A 19,308-nucleotide genomic window follows, 5' to 3' on the forward strand; every position below is an offset into this window, starting at 1 on the left:
TGCATTTGTAATTCTTGAAGGTCAAGATTTACAGATACGGGAGCTTGTTCTATACAGGCTGAGAGGGCGGAAGCCGACCGTAAACCTGATGCGGGTAATGCCGCCGTAGGGAAGGAGTATTATGCGAAATATTCGTATTATTGGTGCAGGTATTATTGGTTTAGCAACAGCTTGGAGACTTACGGAAGCTGGCGTAAAAGTTAGCATAATTGATCCAGATCCAGTCTCAGGCGCTTCTCACCATGCTGCCGGCATGTTAGCTCCTACCGCAGAAATGCAATATCAGCAAGAAGCGTTGTATCCGCTTATGTTTGAGTCCGCAACCATGTATAAGGAATTGGTTGATTCGGTTGCAAAGTACACCGATAAGCCAACTGGCTACTTAGAGTGCGGCTCTTACGTAATCGGTGGTGACGCTGCAGATAACGAGCACGTAAACGAGTTGCTAAACTTGCAGCATCGTTATGGACGTAGAGCTGAGCATATTTCTGTGAGTAAGCTTCGTGAAATTGAGCCTGCGCTTTCGCCGACGATTGCAGGCGCTGTAAGCGTGCCGGATGATCATCAGATTAATCCTCGTCAGTTTACTGCAGCAATGATTGATGCACTTGAAAAGCGTGGTGTTGTTATTGAGCGTCGCGCAAGCACTCCAGACGATTTGGGTCCAGACACAGTTTTGGCATCTGGTTTGGGTGCTAAGGATATGCTTCCTCAGCTTAAGCTTCGCGCTGTGTGGGGCGATATGATTCGTATGACTATTCCAGAGCCTTTGCGTCCAATTTTGAGCTCTGTGGTTCGTGGATTTGTGCATGATCGCCCAGTTTATTTGGTGCCTCGCGCTAAGGAAACAGGCGAGCTTGTGCTCGGTGCTACTTCTCGTGAAGACGACCGCGATATTCCAAAGGTTGGCGGCGTGCTCGACTTGCTTCGCGATGCCGCAAGCGTGCTTCCTGGCATTCAGGAATGCTCGATTACTGAGGTTACCGCTGGTGGCCGTCCTGGAACTCCAGATGATTTGCCATTCATTGGCATTGATCCTAAGACGCATACCACGATTTCCACCGGTTACTTCCGTCACGGCATTTTGCTCACAGCTTTGGGCTCTTCTTTGACTACAAAGCTTGTGCTTGAGCAAGAGTTGACTGAGAAGGAAAAGGGCTTCTTGGAGAGCTGCAATCCTGCTCGCTTCTAGTGACGAAAGTTTCTAGTAAGCGTTTTAGTAACGCAAGTTTTAATAGACGTTAATAAAGGTTGAACTATGCAAATCGTCGTCAATGGTGAAACTACTCAAGTTCAAGATGGGTCTACTGTGGCAGATCTTGTCGCGCATCTTTATGGCCCAGATGCAGGTCCTGGTATAGCTGTTGCCATTGGCGACGATGTACTTTCGCGCGCGCAATGGAAATCAACCATCATCTGCGATGGGGATAAAATCGAAATTCTCAGCGCGGTTCAGGGCGGCTGATCCTAAATAGTAGGCTGATCCTAAATAAGGACTGATTGCAAATAGGAAGTTGGATTCCAAATAGGCGCCTGATTACAAATAATTTGAGTATAGTTTCAAAAAATTTATATAAAAGGCTTAAAGGCTTAAAATGTCAGAAAATAATACAGAAAATAATGAAGAAAATGTCGATACTTGGCAGCTTTGCGGTAAGACTTTGCATTCAAGGCTTTTGCTTGGCACTGGTGGCATGACAAGCATTGACATTATGGAAAAGTCACTTGTGGCTTCAGGCGCGGAAGTAGCAACGGTTGCTTTGCGCCGTCACGCAAAAACTGGCGTTGATATTTACGGTATGTTGCAGCGTCATAATATTAACGTTTTGCCAAATACTGCTGGTTGCAAAACTGCGCATGATGCTGTTCTTACGGCAAAAATGGCTCGTGAATCGCTTGGAACTGATTGGATTAAGCTCGAAGTGATTGCAGACGACGATACTTTGCTTCCGGATACTCGCGAAGTTTTGCTTGCTGCTGAAAAGCTTATTGAAGAAGGATTTAGCGTTCTTTGCTACACGAACGACGACCCGATTGTGGCTCGTCGCCTTGTGTCGCTTGGCGTGAAAGCTGTTATGCCTGGTGGTGCTCCAATCGGTACTGGCCTTGGCATTTTGAATCCTCGAAACATTGAGCTGATTGTTCAAGAATGCAAGGAAGCTGGCGTTCCTGTGATTTTGGATGCTGGCGTTGGCACTGCTTCCGATGTTGTTAAAGCTTTTGAAATCGGTTGCTCGGGCGTGCTTCTTGCAAGCGCTGTAACTCGCTGCCCAGATCCAGTGAAAATGGGTCGCGCAATGGCTGCTGCTGTTACTGCTGGAAAGCTTGCTCACGATGCTGGCCGTATTCCTAAGCGTGAACATGCGCTCGCTTCATCGCCTGTTGAAGGTCGCGCTTGGGCTGATTCTGTACTGTAAATTTCGGTACTGTAATTTTCGGCATAATTTTTCGGCATATTTTTCAGCATGACGATTAATAAAATTTACGACAACCTGCAGGAGCTTGAGGCGGAACGCACTTGTCGCCACTTGCTCCTGCCGGGCTTTACGCGTGAACATCAGCAGTTACTTCGCGATGCAAAAATCTGCATGGTTGGAGCAGGTGGACTTGGTTCGCCATGCTTGCTTTCGCTTGCTGCGGCAGGAGTTGGCGAAATCACGATTTGTGACGACGACGTTGTTGAGCTTTCTAATTTGCAAAGGCAGACTTTATACACAGTCGATCAGTGCGGCAAATCTAAAGCGCAACTTGCAGCTAAACGCTTGCAGGCGTTATCTCCAGGTTTAAAAATCAATCTTGTAGATAGATTTAATGAAGATAACGCAAAACAGCTTGTAGAAAGTCACGACTTGATAATTGATGGTTGTGATAATTTCGCTACTCGCTTTTTGATTGCGGATGCTGCTTGGAGCGCTGGTACGCCGGAAGTTTACGGCTCGGTGCTTTATTATGAAGGTCAAGTAAGCGTTTTCGTGCCAGGAAAAGGTCCTGGTTTGCGTGATTTGTATTCTTGCCCTCCGCCTAAAGAAAAAGTGCCAAAATCGGCTGTGTTGGGTGCGACTGCAGCTATTGTTGGCGCAATGATGGCAACTGAAGCAATCAAACTCATAACCGGTATTGGCACACCGCTTATTGGCGTTTTAGCTCGTTATAATGCATTGGATAATTCATTGAAACGCTTTAAATTCTCCTTATAAGGCTTATTTTTAGATTTTCTATAAGTTTTATTTTTAGATTATCTAACGATAAGCCTTATAAGGTTTATTCCGTTAAGGCTTATTTCGTTATTACGCTTTTAAATAGTTTTGCTGTTTCTTTAGGATTTTCAGCGCACATAAGCCCAGATACAGTGCACACGCCGTCGATTTCAAGATCTCGTATAGGGAATACCGTGCTTTCGTGAATGCCGCCGATAGCAAGAGTTTTTACACCCATTTTATGAGCTACTTTAGCGACTTCATTAACTCCATCTATTCCAAGTGGTGGCACATCGTGTGCTTTAGTATTTGTGGCAAAAGCTGCTCCAATTCCAATCACATCTGGAAGAGGTACATCGTTTTCTTTGCATTCTTTATAAGCTTTTTCCATTAAATCAGGTCTAGCGCAAGATAATCCAATCATCCATTCTGCAGGCATACGTTTGCGTGCTTCAACGAACGGAGTATCTTTTTGGCCAATGTGCAAGTTAAATCCGAGCTTAGATGCAACTTCAATATGATCGTCGATAAAAATAGGTACATCTGCGTGTGAAGATTTTATTAAAGCGTTTCTAAGACTTGTAGCTTTCTTGGCAATAGTTTCATCATCTGAATATTTATCGCGCAATTGCACTACAGTTACGCCGCCTTCTATGCTGCTAACAGCAACATCTTCTTCAGAGCGTTCGCCCATGCGCGGATCTGTAACTAAGTATAAAGTCCAATCAGTTGGCTCAATGCTGAACTCTATGTTGGTAAGCTCAAACATATCGTTCACGCTTAAAGTAGACAAAGCATCAATCCAAAGTGCGCGGAATGTTCCTGGAGCTATTGTTTGACGTGCGGCCCATGTTCCAGCTGCGGAAGCATGTACGTGTGCGGCTACTGTTGCTGCAAATGGTCGCTCCGGATTTGCTCCAACATATGCCGCAACAAGCGCTCCAAGAGTGCAACCTGTTCCAACAACCTTAGTCATAACTTTATGACCGCCTGTAATGCGAGCTAAGCATCCATGGCCATAAACTGCGTCTTTTTCTCCAGAAATAGAAATGATTGAGCCATATTTTTTAGCTAATTCGTGAGCTGCTTCTATGGCATCGTTAACTGGATCGTGCGCGTCAACGCCTTTCATGTCACTTTTTTGACCTGAAAGAGCTAGGATTTCTGAAGCGTTAGCTCGTATAACAGTTGGATTGTGTGTAACAATATCTTTTACAAAATTATTGCGAGTTTCTAATGCTTTTACGCCTACTCCAACTGGGTCTAAAACCCATGGTGTTCCTGATTCTTTACAACCTTTAACAGCGCTGTATATGGCATTAGAACGTGAATCTTTTTGGAATGTTCCAACGTTTACGAGCACTCCGGATGCGATTTTTGCAACATTGTATGCTTCTACAGGATCGCATACCATAATTGGTGAAGCTCCTGCTGCAAGTAGAGCGTTAGAAGTTATATCTTGCACAATGCTATTTGTTATGCAATGTGTTAAAGGTTGTGTTGCGCGAACTCTTTCTATACATTCGCGTACGTCGCGTAAGAACATGCGTCGGCGAGCTTTTTCTGAAAACGAAGTGTCGAAGAATGTTTCTGAAGATTTATTTTTATTAATATTTTCGGAGTTTTGCATATTTTCATTAAATTCTGTCATGATATTCCCTTCGCTAGTGCTGGCTAGATCAGGTTCAACGGGTGTGATCTCAGCGCATATGCGCACCCCGAACCACTGAAATCGTCATTTTGATATCTTTATCGATGATATCATTCCTATATCTTTATCGATTTGACTATATCTATTATGCGTGACGTTTTATTTACATATGTTTAGATTTCGCCAGAAATGCTTTAGTTTTAGCTTAAAAATAAGTTTTCAATAGCACATGATTATGCGCAATGTATATAATTATGTAATAGCTTTATTTTTTTTTAAGAGTATATTATTTGCGATGCAGGGAGAAAGCAATGAAGTGCTCAAAATGCGATTATGAGAATGATGATGAAGCGAAGTTTTGCGAAAACTGTGGATGTAGGCTTTCTAAGGAGAATTCTAAAGATAAAGATGATTCGCGTGAGCGTCCAGCGTATATCATTGATCAACAGAAGTCGTTAAAGAATCAGCCGAAGTTTAATAGATCAAATCAATCTGCTCAGTTTAGTAGACCGTTCGCGTTCCAGCATGGTGGCAATTCTAGTATCTCTTCTCAAGGCGCGCCTAATGTCGCATCTGATGCATTTTATAGAGATAATTCTGTGAATAATTCGGGAAATGCTTCTTCAAATACTGTAAACGCTTCTGCAAATAGTCAGGCGAATAGTCCTGCAAATACTTCAGTGAATAGCGGCAATAATCATAATGCTAATTTTGTGAATAATAATGGGCATAATCCAGCGCATAACCCGGCTAATAACCAAGGGCATAATCCGGCTAATAATTATGCTAATAATCCGGCGAATAATCCAAATAATTCGCATAGTCTGAATGGCAACACAAATAGACCGCATAATGCCAACGGATTGTATAACCCTAATAACACTAATAATCCGAATAATCCACATAATCCACATAATCCTTATGGTCATAACAATCCGAATAACCCAAATAATCCGAATAACCCGTATGCCAATAATAATCCGCAATATCGCGCACCATATTCTAGGAATGGAAACTATAATTACGGACCAACTAATCAAGGTTATCGAAATGGTTTCCAGAATTCTCCGCAGGATGCTTCGCAGACTCGCGTAATGGGCAATGTCTATACTCAAGCTTCCGGTCCAGCTATGCGTCAAGCGGCCGTTTCTGCTGCTGGTGCCGCAACCAAAGCAGGTATTGCTGGTTGGAAAATCGCTACAATTTGTATTTCAATATTAGCGGCTATCGGCATTATAGGTGGAATTTGGGGATATAATGCATGGGTAAATCGCTTCCAAGTGCCTTATGGTGAGCTTCATTCTAAGCTTTTATCAAGTAAAAAAGCACAAGCTTATAAAGTTAAGATAGTTGGATCAGACGTTAGTAATTATCCTGATGTTAAGTTGTATTTCTCTGTTACAGATAAATCTGGAAATTCCTTAGAGCTTGATTCTCCTACTGCTGCTATTAAAGAGAAAATTTCCGGTGGTGCAGAAGTTGAAAGAAGAATTCGCAATGTTGAGCGAATTAAAGATAAGCAGGGCGTTGGCTATGAGATAATGCTCGATAAATCGTATTCTATGATCAATTCCATGGATACTATGAAAAAGACTATGAAAGATTTTGTTAACGCTCTTAATTATAAAGTTGGAGATAGAGGAGAGCTGATTTCTTTCGATAGTTACCTTATGTATATGGCCACATACACTAAAGATAAAGATAGGCTTATTACAGGCATTAATAATATGACGCCTTACGGTAATACTGCTCTTTATGATGCTTTGTACACGGGTGTAAATAATGCTTCTCAGCGTTCTGGAGCGAATTGCGTTATAGCGTTCACTGATGGTGAAGATAACTCAAGTACTCACACTATGGATGAAGTAGTTCAATTGGCAAAAGAAAAGAATATACCGATTTATTTGATTGGCACTGCTGACGCTGATTCTTCTACTTTGCAAAGTATTGCTGACGAAACAAACGGATTCTTCTGGAGTATGGATTCTATTAGTGATATGAGCGAAGTGTTGAATCGAATTAAAATGAACCAAGACAATTTGTATTGCCTTGAATATGAATCTGATTCTTCATCTGACCCTTATTCTGATCGTATTGTTTCTGCTCTTCTTGCTGATTCTAATGATCATACTAATGGTGGAATTGGTGAAGATTTGCAATTTGCTCCTGTTAAGAAGGAGAAGGTGCAGAAGGCAGTTTATAAGGTTTATAAGGGAGATGTGACTTGGACTGAAGCTAATGATGCTTGCATGAGAGAAGGAGCTCATCTGGTTACTATTCCTAGCAAGAAAGAAGAAGATAAGATTATTAAACTCGCTGTGGATAATGACCTTAAGTATGTTTGGATTGGTGGATACACTTCGCAGCGTCAAGATGGCGATGTTTTTGCTCATTGGATAACTGGTGAAAAAACAACGTACACTAATTGGATGGAGGGTGAGCCAAGTCGTAATGATAAGGATGGTTCTCCTGAGTTCTACCTTATGCTGTGGCGTATTGGATCTGAATGGTCTTGGAATGATCAGCGTAATAATGTTTATAATTCGCCTTATTTGCATAAGACTTTTTCTGGTAGAACAGGATACGTTTGTAAAGTTGATGCGCAAGATTAATTCAGCATTAGTTCAAAATTAATTCAGTATTAGTTCAAAACTAGTTCAGAATTAGTGAAATTGACATTTACTTTAATTAATTGTGGAGATACGTATGGTGAATCGCAGAAATTTTCGTGGCGATAGGTTGTCAAAATCCTCTAAACGCTGTGTTTATGGACGACCTAATTGCGCATATCCAAAGCGTGTTCATCATTTATCGCGTGAAAAAATTGTTCATAAAGCTTGGATGAGTTTTATTGCAATAGTTGTTTCTATAGCTGTTATCGCTGCAATAATTTTTGGCGTTTATAAATTCTACGGGCATGATTTGAATATTGGTTTTGGCGCGTTATCTAAAGAAAGCGTTCAATCTCAAGCTAAAGCGCACAAGATTAAGCATAAATATCACTTTAATTTCAAGATTTCAGATAGTGAAGTTGATAAAATGCTTAGGTCTATGTCTTTAGAAGACAAGGTTGCTCAAATGTTTATGGTAACTCCTGAACAGTTGCTCGGAATAAGAGGAGTGGTAACTAGCACTGGCCCTTATATTCGTAACAGTTTTTATAGGATTCCTGTTGGTGGAATCATGTATAAAGCTGAAAACTTGCAAAATCCACAGCAAACTAAAGATATGATTAAGGCTTTGCAATCTATAAGTAAAGCTCGTGTTGGCTTGAATGCTTTTGTTTCGGTAGATGAAGAGGGTGGGACCGTAGCTCGCGTTAGTAGAAATCCTGCTATGAATGTTGAGAAATCTCCTAATATGTGTGATGTTGGAGCTACTAAAAAACCTGTTAAAGCTATGAAAATAGGTAAGCGCATGGGGGAGTATCTTTCAGATCTTGGATTTAACGTAGATTTTGCTCCCGATGCTGATGTTTTAACAGATCCTAATAATACTTTAATTAAGAAGCGTTCTTTTGGAAGTAATCCTAAGATTGTTACTAGTATGACTGAAGCGTTTACGGAAGGATTACAATCTTCTAATATTTTCGCTACTTATAAGCATTTTCCTGGTCACGGATCAACTCATACTGATTCGCATATGGGGATAACGATTTCTGAGCTTTCTGAAGAAGATTTGCAGCGAGTTGATTTAAAGCCTTTTAAAGATGCTTCTGAAATCGGTGTTCAATTCATTATGGTTTCTCATGTTTCTTATCCGAAGGTTACGGGAGATAATACTCCTGCCAGTGTTTCTGAAAAGATTGTTACAGGTTTAGCGCGAAATAAGCTTAAATACAACGGTATCCTTATTTCTGATTCTATGGGTATGGGCGCTATTACTAACGTTTATGGCCCTGGTCAAGCTGCTGTTCAAGGTATCCGTGCAGGCTTAGATATGTTGTTAAGTCCTGTTGATCTTCAAACAGCGTATCAGTCTGTTTTGCAAGCTGTTCGGAATAAAACAATTAGCGAGAAACGTATTGATGAGTCGGTTCGTAGAATTCTAAAAGTTAAATTGCATCTTGAATCTCAAGAAAGCAGTAATTCGAAGAAAGTAGTAGTCCCTCAAAATAGTGATTCAAAGAAAGTAGTAGTACGTAAAAAATAGTAATATCCCAAAAGTATCAGTACTTAAAAAGTATCCATACGTAAAAAGTAGTTTTTGAAGGAATATATTTTATCGGCGTTTTGCTAGATATTTTGCGCTTTCTTTTAGGATTATTCAGCTGAATCGAATTTTTATTTACGAATATATTTGCATTTGTACTTTTATAGTGTTAGCATCGTTCTCAACACAAACGAATATCGATTTAAGATTGAGTTTTGTGGGTCATCGCTGTAGGCATATAAGTTTAGGAGGTAGTCATCATGCGTAACATGAATGCACAGTCTCTTAATGCTCGTAATGCTGTTCGCATGTGGTGGTGGCAGACTTCTCTTTGGCGTAAGTTTACTCTGAAGTTTTAGAAGCTGCTTTTTAATAATAGCTTTTAAAAAGACCTCCGGGGTAAACCGGGGGTCTTTTTGCATAATAGGCTTAGTTTTCAACAACAATCAAATTACAAATAAAATCACAAATAAGTTAAAAATTAAAAATCACAAATTACAAATCGAAATTCGTTCTGTATTCGCATACAGAACACAAACAAGGAGAGAAATCATGGCTAAGAAAATAAACGAAAAGAATAATGAAGCTGCTATTGATTCTACAAATGCAATTCCTGCAAATGCAATCAATAACGATGCATCGTCAATGATGCGAAATGTAAAAGTAAAGCATCATGCTTTAGATATTACTTCATTAGTTTTAGTTGCAGTTTTATTTGCTGCAGGATGCATTCTTGACTTTACTGTTGCTAAGCCGCTTTCTATTGGAGGAAATATCCAGCCTGAGTTTGTTATTGCTTCATTCTGCTTGTCAATTTTGTTGGTTCGTCCAAAGATTTATCAAGGAGCTATTATCGGTGCTCTTGCTGCAACCTTAATCCAACTTAATACTTCGATCCCATTCCTTGAGTATGCGTGTGATATTCCTGCTGCAATTGTTATGACAGCTATGCTAATTGGATATGTTCATTTCTTCCCAAAGGATGCAGCGCGTAAAGTTAGTATATTCCCATTTATCGCTTCTTTTGTTACAACAGTAATTTCTGGATGCATTTTCGCTTATATTGCTGCTTACTTTATTCATCATTCTCCAAATATGGTAATTGTAATGTTGCCGGTTATTTTTGGTACTGCTGCATTTAATGCCATAATTGTTGAAATCCTTTACACTCCAATAAGGCTTGTATTGCACAAGTAATATAAAGAAGAAATTCTCATGATTGCATGTTTAATTGCACGTTTTGCTTGGCAATATGCGTTAACGAATATGTTTGATGTGCATAAAGGTATAAATTTGCAGAAGTGAAATATATAAAGGTATAAAAGCAAGTTGGCATCAGTCTAATATGATTGGTGTCAACTTGTGTTTTCGTGTTATTAATTTTTTAGCGTTTGCTCGGTGTGTTAGAGTTAGGAATGTTATGTCTCAGCAAGAAAAATATGTTGCAGATAATCATTTAGTTGATTCTGCTGAACCGTGTAAAGAGCTTATGGAAAAAAGTGATGAATCAGTAAAAGAAACGCCATTGCTTGAATTAAGTAATGTTTCTTTTCGCTACGATACTCATAGTGATGAAAATATTGCAAATAAAGATAAGAAGCACAATGAAAGTAATTCTAACTTTGCTCTTAATAAAGTAAATCTTAGTGTTTACGCAGGTGAGTTTGTTGGAGTTATTGGTCCAAGTGGCGCTGGTAAAACAACTCTTGCTTCGCTTTTTTCTGGTGCTATTCCTCATCATTATTCAGGAAATCTTTTTGGAACTGTAAGAATTGCTGGTCATGACACTACTACTCTTGATCTTACTAATATCGCTTGCTTAATTGGTTCTGTTATTCAAGATATTGACGCTCAAATGGTTGCTGCGAACGTGGAAGACGAGTTGCTTTTTGGATTGGAAAACTTTGGAGTTTCACACGATGAAATCCCTGAGCGTATAACGAATGCACTTGAAACTGTTGGTATTAGCAATTTGCGAAATCGCGATTTAGATACATTATCTGGAGGTCAGAAGCAGAAGGTTGCTATTGCTGCTATTTTGGCTCTAAAGCCTAAAGTTATGGTTTTGGATGAGCCAACTTGCGCGCTTGATCCGGTTTCTTCTCGTATGATTTTCGACGTTTTAAGTGATCTGAATAAAAACTTTGGTATTACTATTGTAGTAATTGAGCAAAAAGTAGCTTTATTAAGTGAGTATTGTAAGCGTCTTATTGTGCTTTCTAAAGGTGAGCTCGTGATGGATGCTCCTACAGGAGTTGCGCTTAAACACGTTGATTTGCTTAGCGAAGTGGGTATTAATTATCCACGTACTACGCGATTGCTTAAGCAATTACAAGACGAACAAATTTGTAATTCAGCGCCTCTTACTGTTGGAGTTGAAGAAACTGTAGATACTATTGTTAAAACTTTGCGATCTGATTATTCTAAACTTTCTAATAGTTCTAATCTATCTGATTCTTCTAATTCTTTTAATACTTCTAATAGTTCTAAATCTAATACTTCTAATAAGCCGTGCCTTTCAATAAATCATGTGAGTTTTTCTTACACAAATGGTTTTAAAGCTCTGAATGATATTTCATTTAATGCGTATGCAGGCGAGTTGATTACACTAATTGGAAGAAATGGTGCTGGAAAAACAACTATTACAAAGATTATCAACGGTTTATTAAGGCCTACAGAAGGTAGTGTAATAATCGATGGAATTGATACTAAAGCGTTACGCATCAGCCAAATAGCAAAATATGTATCTACGCTATTCCAGAATCCTGATTATCAATTGTGTAAAGATACTGTTCTTGAAGAAGTAGCTTTTAGTTGTAAGTTAATCGGTGAAGATTCTGAACAAGCTCAAGCTCATGCAATGGAAGTTATCGAAAAACTTAATCTTAACCCTAAAGATATTCCGTTCATGCTTTCTAGAGGTCAGCGTCAAATGGTTGCATTGGCTGCAACTGTTGTAACGCGTCCTAAAATATTAGTTCTTGACGAGCCGACTTGTGGCCTTGATTATCGCGAATGTGTGCGAATTATGCAAGTAGTTGAAGATTTGCGAGATCATGGATGTTGCGTGATTATGGTTTGCCACGACATGGAAGTAGTACTTGATTACGCAACTCGTCTTATAACAATCAACGATGGGAAACTTATTATTGATGGATGCGCTCGCGATGTTTTTGAAAATCCAGAAGTATGCTCTTCTGCTGCTTTGTATCCGCCGTTATTATGCTCTGTTTGCCAAGGCTTAGTCGCACGCGGTTTTAAGCAATGCGATGGATTGTATACGCGAAAAGAATTAGTTGAAGCATTGTGTTGTGGGAAAGAGCAACACAATCAGAATATTTAGCAGAATATTTAGCAGAATAATTAGCAATGAAATAAAGGTATCTGATACTTATGAAAACGAGACTATTAACATATCAATCAGGCAACACGTTTCTTCACCGCGCCAATCCTATTGCGAAGCTAATTCTTGCTGCGAGTATTGTAATAAGCGTATTTATTGCTAAACAGTATTCTGTACTTATTGCACTAGCTGTCATTATTTTTGTTGTTATGGCTTTTACTCATGTTACTAAAACATTATTTGGCCTTGTTAAAGCCATGCTAGTAATCTCTTGCATAATGTTTTTCCTACAAACTGTTATTGCTCAAAGTGGAAACTATATTTTTCTATGGTTTACGTTAAAAGGCATTGATATTGGAGCAAAATCTTCTTTGCGTCTGTTTTGTTTTGCTTTTCCTTTGGTTACAGTACTAACAGTAACTAAATTAAACGATCTTGCAAATTCTATAGTTCAATATTTGCACATTCCATATTGTTATGCTTTTACGATTACTACAGCAGTTCGTTTTGTGCCAATTTTTGCGCAAGAAATGTCTTCTATCAGTGAAGCTCAAACTGCTAGAGGAGTCGAGTTTGATACTAAGAATCCTTTTAAAAAGCTAATACTTATGGCTCCATTGATAATACCTTTAGTTATAACTTCTGTGCGCAAAGCAGATAGCTGTGCTTTAGCTGCAGAGCAAAGAGGATTCTATCTTAGAAATAGCAAATCATCCTATTACAAGTATCCTTTTGGGTGGCGCGATTTAATAATATTCGTTATTTCTGTGCTAATTATTGCTGCGCCTATACTTATCTCGTGTTTTGCTCCATACATAGTGTGATTGTGTTTTCGCATATGTCAATCTGAATATAGGTCTATTTACAGGATTTTCCTGTCTAATGTTGCTGAGTTGTCGGAGTTTCTCTCATAGCAGGCGCTTTGACTGAGCTTGAAATTGCATAACGCATTTCAAGCTCCTTCAAAGCGTGATTTGGCTTAATTGTGAAGCACGGTGCGCTTCACATGCCAAATCAGCCGAACGGCTATGCCGTGAGGATCAGAACTCACGTCCTCGCTTGTGTTGAAAGCGAGTGTATGGCTGTGGCGGTGAGAGATAAGGATTACTTGTCTCGCAGACGTTACGCTCTCGTGAGGAACATTGTCTTTATGCTTGTGCTACTAGTGTTTTGATTCTTAGTTAAGTTTTGATTCACAATAGGATTGGATTATGTGAAGGTCTGTTTAGAATCGCTCCACTCTTATATTGCTCGACCAAGCAATCCTTATCCCTCACTACTACTTGGTAATGCACGCCTAAGCAAATATATGGGCGAAAAATCTCAAATCTCTGCCTAACTAACTAATAGCAAAACGTATATTTTAAATCTATATATTAGTAGACTCGAATTGTGGAGCATATAAATAGGAATATATTAGTGATAATATTTTAAAGGGTTAAGCGTTTAATTATAGCATTGAGGCGCGTAATGAATAATATAAAGTTTTGGCTTAAAGGTGCTCGTGTATACACGCTTCCAATTGGTCTAGTTCCAGTTATTATGGCTGTGGTTGTCGCTATTCGCATGACTAAATATGCGAGTTGTAAAATCACTAGTGCGAATATTACGCAATTCATAATTCAATCTATTTTTTGCATCGGTGTCGTGCTTTTCCTGCAAATATCAGTAAATTACGCTAATGATTATTGCGATGGCATAAAAGGACTTGATGATAAACGCTATTTGCGTGCTGTTGGAAACAATAATAGCGGCAATGCGAATAATGCTAGCAAGAAGTCTTTGTGCGATGTTTCGTGGAAGTTGGCAGATGCAGGTATTACAAGAAATAAAGTACGTAATGCGATGATTATCACTGCTTTGCTTGGATGCGTTTGTGGGCTTATAGTTACGTATCTTTCTGGATTGTGGTACCTCGTAATAGTTGGTATTTTATGCTTAGCTGCAGCATGGTTTTACGCCGGTGGTAAGCATCCATATGGGTATCGTGGTCTTGGTGAAGTAAGTGCTTTTACTTTCTTTGGTCCTGTGGCATTCATAGGAACTTTATGTGCTATTTCTTATGGAATAGGCGTTTCTTCGCATGTTACTTTTAGTTCACCATGGCTTGTTATTGCTTGCTTTGCAATGTCTTGCATTCCAGGAGGGTGCTCTGCGTGCTTGATGATGATTAATAATCTTAGAGATATTAGTACAGATAAAGAGCACGGAAAAATAACAGTTATGGTAAAAATAGGAGAAAAAGCTGGGCAGAATCTGTGTAGTGCTTTCGTTGCTATGATATTGATTCTTATGGTTTTTTATGATGTTGCGAGCATTGTTTTCCCATCTGTTTTGCCATCAGCGTGGTATTTTAATTGCGCTAAAGAAAGCGGATTTATTTCAAGTGGTGCGGGTGTATTAGCTGCAGATTTAATGTCTAATAGTTTGAGATTCCCATTACTTATAGTGCAATGTATTATGCAATTAATTATTCTCGTATTTATGTTTATTAAAGGATTTGCGTTAATTCGAGTATTGCATAAAAGTGATTATCGTAGTGCTTTCCCTCTATGCGTTGCTATTTCTATGCTTTGCGCTGTTTCTACGTTGTTGTCACTTATATCATGATTAATGTATAGTTGTGTATCTTATACATGCTTATGGGTACCATTGATAGTCACGAACATGGTGCGCGATTTTTAAGATGCATGTTAGATTTGCACTTATTACCACGTGGTATATGTGAACAAATTGTTTGTTGTATGCGCTCTGTGCGAGAGGTACACGGCGGTGTTGCCTGAGGTGCGGAAAGGAAATGAGGTTTATATGTCTGAAGTACGTAATGGTGAAGCATCTGGTGAAATTCCTGTGGTGCTTACTGAAGAAGAGCTAAAAGCAGCTGCTAATGATAATAAAAGTGAAGAAACTCGTGTTAACAATGGTGTGCGCACAGTAGTTGTAGCTGAAGATGAAGCTGTTAATCGTATGGATTTAGTTGCAATGCTCGAGGACAATGGTTATAAAGTTGTCGGTCAAGCTGCTAATGGTGAAGAAGCTATTGATTTAACGCGTAAGTATCGTCCAGATGTAGTGTGCATGGATGTAAAAATGCCTGTTGTTGATGGTATTCAAGCAGCTGCTACTATTTGTGACGAAAATATTGCTCCGGTTGTTATGCTTACTGCTTATTCTCAAACTGATTTAGTTAAGCAAGCAACTGGTGCTGGAGCAATGGCTTATGTAACTAAGCCTTACGAGGAATCCAAGCTTTTGCCTGCTTTGGAAGTCGCTATGGGTCGTTTTTGTGAAATTAACGACTTGCTTGATAGCGTTGAGCGCATAGAAACTCAGCTTCACGATACTGAAGACCAATTGCATAAGGCTGAAGAAAAGCTTAAGAAAGCTGAAGATACTCTTGAGGAGCGTAAGCTTGTAGATCGCGCTAAGGGCATGCTTATGGATAAAGCTGGATTCTCAGAGCAAGGTGCTTTCCGCTGGATTCAGAAAACTTCTATGGATCAGCGTATTCCTAAGAAGCGTTTGGCTATGGCTATTATCGCTAAATATAGTGATGAAAAGCCAGCTTCTGAAGAAGAGTGATTTAGTTTATTTTCTAAATTTAAATTAGTGCTTATAAATTAGCTTTTATAAATTTAGCTTTTATAAATTAGCGCTCATAAATTGTTGCTTGTAAATTCTTGCTTATAAAACGGAACGTAGGTGAATTGTCAACTGTGAATACCAACATCGTCGAAGAATGCTCAGAAAATAATGATGAGAAAGGGACGTTGCTGGTTGTTGATGGCCATTCGCTTGCGTTCCGTGCTTATTTTGCTATACCTGCAGAAAAATTTGTTACTAGGGATGGTCAATCAACGAATGCCATTTGGGGATTCATAACAATGCTTTCTGCAGTTATGGAAACAGAAAAACCTGATAAGTTGGCAATAGCTTTTGACGTAAAAGGTGGCACTTTTAGGAATAAAATGCTTCCTCAATATAAAGGCACTCGCGATGCTGCTCCTGAAGAATTGATTTCACAATTGCCAATTTTGCAGGAATTATTAAAGTCATTAGGTATTGTTTACGTTGAAAAAACTGGATTTGAAGGCGACGATATTATTGCCACTCTTGCTACTATGGGTGAAAAAAATAATTATCGTACTCTAGTGTTATCTGGCGATCGCGATGCTTTCCAATTAATTGATGATCACATTACAGTGCTTTATCCTGGTCAGCATTTTAAAGATTTGAAGCATATGACTTCTAAGGAAGTATTCGATAAATATCAAGTATTACCTAATCAATACCCAGATTTAGCAGCTTTAAGAGGTGAAAAATCAGATAATATTCCTGGTGTTCCAGGAGTTGGTGACGCTTATGCAGCGAGGTGGATTAATCAGTTCGGCGGCTTAGAGCAAATTTTTGAGCATGCATCTGAAATTACAGGCAAAAAAGGTGAGGCTTTACGCGATAGTATTGAACAAGTTCGTTTAAATCGTAAAGTGAATGCTCTTGTTAGAGATGTTGATTTAGATTTAAAAGTTGATGATTTAGATTATGGGCGCGTTGATGCAGCGCAATTAGGATTAATACTTTCTCGTTTGGAATTTGGAGAGAATAAAAAGCGGAAGATAATGCGCGTGTTCAATACAAATAAAACAGATTTGAACGATGATATTAGCGCTATGCTTAATGTAAATTATTCTTCTAATCAAGATTCCAAAATTATTACTAATAGCAATACCGACAATAATTCTTGCGCAGATTCTTCTAGTGATGAAAATTCTTATGATATGGCATCAGAAAATCTCGAGAATTTAGAAGATTTTATTAAATCCTGCGAGATTACTTATATAAATTCTGTTGAAGATGTAAATAATTGGTTTAATATTGTTTCCGACTTATTGAGCTCCAATGAAAGTGGGGAAGTCCTAAAGCATCCGCTTGTTGTGTATGCTCATGAAACAAATTATGACGATTATTGCGGCGTACCTCGTGCTGATGCGCTTGTTCTTATGGTTGAATCCAAGGCTGCGATTATACGTTTAGATGCTTCACAATTAGCGTATTTATCTAAGTTGATGCGCGATAGTGTTGTTGGCAGAGATTCTGATAGTGTTGCCAGTAGTGCTGCTGATGACGCGGACGATAACGCTAATTCTATTAGTAAAGACGATTTTAATATTCTAAATTCACAAAGCTCTTCGGATACTAGCGCAGACAAATCTAATTTATCCATTGTAAAAATATTCGAAACATTAAAAAAATATGTTAAAGAATACGCGTCATATATAGTTTTACACGATTATAAAAAGCATTTAGCTTTATTAAAATTCCTGCATGTTATAAATGCGTATGAAGATTTTGTTCCTGCAATGGACACTCGTTTAGCTGCGTATCTCGTGGAACCAGATTCTAGATCTGAAACAATCGAAGGAGTTGCTAAGCATTTCTTCGGCGTTGAAATTGAAAAATCCAATGAGCTTACAGTTCTTGAACAAGGCGAGTTAGATATTCTTCTAAACGAAGGCGATACTGAATCTAATCTAAATAATAAAGATGAAGAAAAGGATATAGAAGAAGATAAGCGATTTGAGCGTATGCTTATTTCTCAATCTCGCGTTATTCGTATATTATGCGATTATTTTGCTCCACTTCTTAAAAAACGAGAGCAAAAATCGTTAATGACTAATCTTGAAATGCCAGTTTCTAGAGTTCTTAGAGGCATGGAAGATTGCGGTGCTGCAGTAGACATGAATCGTTTAGTTGCAATGCGAGATCAATTCGTAGCTGATTCCGAGCTAGCGCAAAACATGGCATGGGATATTGCAGGTAAACAAGTTAATTTGCAAAGTCCTAAACAAGTACAGAGCATTCTTTTTGAAGATATGGCTTTAAAAGCTACTCGTAGAACTAAAAGTGGATCTTTTACTACTAATGCTGAAGCTCTTCAAGAATTATATTCAAAAATAGATCCAGATGAGCCTGCAAGCCAATTTTTAGGAGCATTGCTTAAGCATCGTGAAACGAATAAATTAAAGCAGATTGTACAAAGTCTTATAGATGCAGCTCATTATGGTGATGGACGCGTTCATACTACTTATGAGCAAACTATTGCTGCTACCGGACGTTTAAGCTCGGTAGATCCGAATTTGCAAAACATACCTAACCGTAATGCTACTGGTCGTGAGATTCGTGCTGCGTTCGTTCCTGGCGAAGGGTATGAGTCTCTTATGAGCTGTGATTATTCTCAAGTTGAATTGCGAATTATGGCTCATGCTTCTCAAGACGAGTCATTAATTAATGCATTCTGCTCTGGCGTTGATTTCCACAAGTATGTTGCGAGTATGGTTTATTCAATACCAATGGATGAGGTTAGTTCAGATCAGCGTACTCATGTGAAAGCAATGAGCTATGGCCTAGCATACGGTTTGAGTACTTACGGTTTAGCCAAGCAGCTTTCTATTTCGACGAGTGAAGCAGTAGTGTTAAAAAATAAGTATTTTGCTACTTTTGGCAAAGTTCATGATTATTTGGAATCTCTGGTTGATAAAGCTCGTTCTCTTGGCTATACGGAAACTATGTTTGGGCGTAGAAGATATTTCCCTCAGCTTCAGTCTAAGAATCGCGTACTTCGTGAAGCAGCAGAGCGTGCTGCTCTGAATGCTCCTATACAAGGAACTGCTGCCGATATCATGAAAATGGCAATGATCAAAGTTTGCGATAATTTACATAAAGCTGGAGTTTCAAGTAGAGTAATATTGCAAATTCACGATGAACTTGTTCTTGAAGTGGCTCCTGGAGAAAGCGAGCAGGTTGAGGATATTGTTCGTAATGCTATGGAGCATGCTGTTGAGTTAAGTGTTCCGCTTAACATTTCTACTGGCATTGGGGCTGACTGGCAGCTGGCTGCGCACTGATTCAAGCTCATTCAAAGCGAAGTATTTTAGAACTATGCAAGATTTAGATGCAAATTTTGT

At 39.0% G+C, this 19,308-nt stretch carries 13 protein-coding genes and 2 riboswitches; of the genes, 12 read left to right on the forward strand and 1 reads right to left on the reverse strand.

The features are described 5' to 3' along the window. Window positions 1-26 precede the first annotated feature (26 nt). Window positions 27-129: riboswitch (TPP riboswitch) on the forward strand. The 4 genes from thiO to BFS05_RS06205 all read left to right on the forward strand — a co-directional run bounded on the left by thiO (window position 122) and on the right by BFS05_RS06205 (window position 3,197). After that, window positions 122-1,192, forward strand: coding sequence for a glycine oxidase ThiO (gene thiO / locus BFS05_RS06190; RefSeq protein ID WP_103085092.1), 1,071 nt, complete (start codon window positions 122-124; stop codon window positions 1,190-1,192). (Overlaps the previous riboswitch by 8 nt.) A 66-nt stretch (window positions 1,193-1,258) precedes the next feature. Further along, entirely contained in the window at window positions 1,259-1,465 is a 207-nt protein-coding gene (gene thiS / locus BFS05_RS06195; RefSeq protein ID WP_103085093.1) for a sulfur carrier protein ThiS, read from the forward strand. A 130-nt stretch (window positions 1,466-1,595) separates the two neighbouring features. Then, window positions 1,596-2,417, forward strand: a complete 822-nt coding sequence (locus BFS05_RS06200) for a thiazole synthase (RefSeq protein ID WP_103085094.1) — start codon at window positions 1,596-1,598, stop codon at window positions 2,415-2,417. A gap of 48 nt (window positions 2,418-2,465) precedes the next feature. After that, window positions 2,466-3,197 (forward strand): HesA/MoeB/ThiF family protein, encoded by a 732-nt coding sequence (locus tag BFS05_RS06205; RefSeq protein ID WP_103085095.1) that lies wholly within the window; start codon window positions 2,466-2,468, stop codon window positions 3,195-3,197. 79 nt (window positions 3,198-3,276) lie between these two features. On the opposite strand, the gene thiM is transcribed toward BFS05_RS06205, so the two are convergent. Then, window positions 3,277-4,827 (reverse strand): hydroxyethylthiazole kinase, encoded by a 1,551-nt coding sequence (thiM, locus tag BFS05_RS06210; RefSeq protein ID WP_103085111.1) that lies wholly within the window; start codon window positions 4,825-4,827, stop codon window positions 3,277-3,279. Window positions 4,828-4,835: 8 nt separating this feature from the next. Beyond that, a riboswitch (TPP riboswitch) is annotated at window positions 4,836-4,928 on the reverse strand. Between the two features lie 231 nt (window positions 4,929-5,159). Here thiM and BFS05_RS06215 point away from each other — a divergent pair. The 8 genes from BFS05_RS06215 to polA all read left to right on the forward strand — a co-directional run bounded on the left by BFS05_RS06215 (window position 5,160) and on the right by polA (window position 19,248). Continuing rightward, complete coding sequence (locus tag BFS05_RS06215; RefSeq protein ID WP_258004290.1) at window positions 5,160-7,460, forward strand: VWA domain-containing protein; 2,301 nt, start codon at window positions 5,160-5,162, stop codon at window positions 7,458-7,460. Window positions 7,461-7,554: 94 nt separating this feature from the next. Further along, window positions 7,555-9,000, forward strand: coding sequence for a glycoside hydrolase family 3 protein (locus BFS05_RS06220; RefSeq protein ID WP_103085096.1), 1,446 nt, complete (start codon window positions 7,555-7,557; stop codon window positions 8,998-9,000). Between the two features lie 645 nt (window positions 9,001-9,645). Beyond that, entirely contained in the window at window positions 9,646-10,197 is a 552-nt protein-coding gene (locus tag BFS05_RS06225; protein WP_374703776.1) for a hypothetical protein, read from the forward strand. Between the two features lie 292 nt (window positions 10,198-10,489). After that, window positions 10,490-12,343 carry an ABC transporter ATP-binding protein gene (locus BFS05_RS06230; protein ID WP_258004293.1) on the forward strand — a complete coding sequence of 618 codons (1,854 nt, stop codon included), beginning with the start codon at window positions 10,490-10,492 and terminating at the stop codon, window positions 12,341-12,343. Window positions 12,344-12,393: 50 nt separating this feature from the next. Next, window positions 12,394-13,167 carry an energy-coupling factor transporter transmembrane component T family protein gene (locus tag BFS05_RS06235; RefSeq protein WP_103085099.1) on the forward strand — a complete coding sequence of 258 codons (774 nt, stop codon included), beginning with the start codon at window positions 12,394-12,396 and terminating at the stop codon, window positions 13,165-13,167. 646 nt (window positions 13,168-13,813) lie between these two features. Next, the gene (menA, locus tag BFS05_RS06240) at window positions 13,814-14,953 is read left to right on the forward strand and encodes a 1,4-dihydroxy-2-naphthoate octaprenyltransferase (RefSeq protein WP_103085100.1); all 1,140 of its coding nucleotides are present in this window, start codon (window positions 13,814-13,816) and stop codon (window positions 14,951-14,953) included. 198 nt (window positions 14,954-15,151) lie between these two features. Further along, window positions 15,152-15,925 (forward strand): ANTAR domain-containing response regulator, encoded by a 774-nt coding sequence (locus BFS05_RS06245; protein ID WP_103085101.1) that lies wholly within the window; start codon window positions 15,152-15,154, stop codon window positions 15,923-15,925. A 134-nt stretch (window positions 15,926-16,059) separates the two neighbouring features. Continuing rightward, window positions 16,060-19,248, forward strand: coding sequence for a DNA polymerase I (polA, locus tag BFS05_RS06250; RefSeq protein ID WP_103085102.1), 3,189 nt, complete (start codon window positions 16,060-16,062; stop codon window positions 19,246-19,248). Window positions 19,249-19,308 lie beyond the last annotated feature (60 nt).

This window comes from Gardnerella coleohominis (genome assembly GCF_002896555.1).
GTDB classification, from domain to species: domain Bacteria; phylum Actinomycetota; class Actinomycetes; order Actinomycetales; family Bifidobacteriaceae; genus Bifidobacterium; species Bifidobacterium vaginale_F.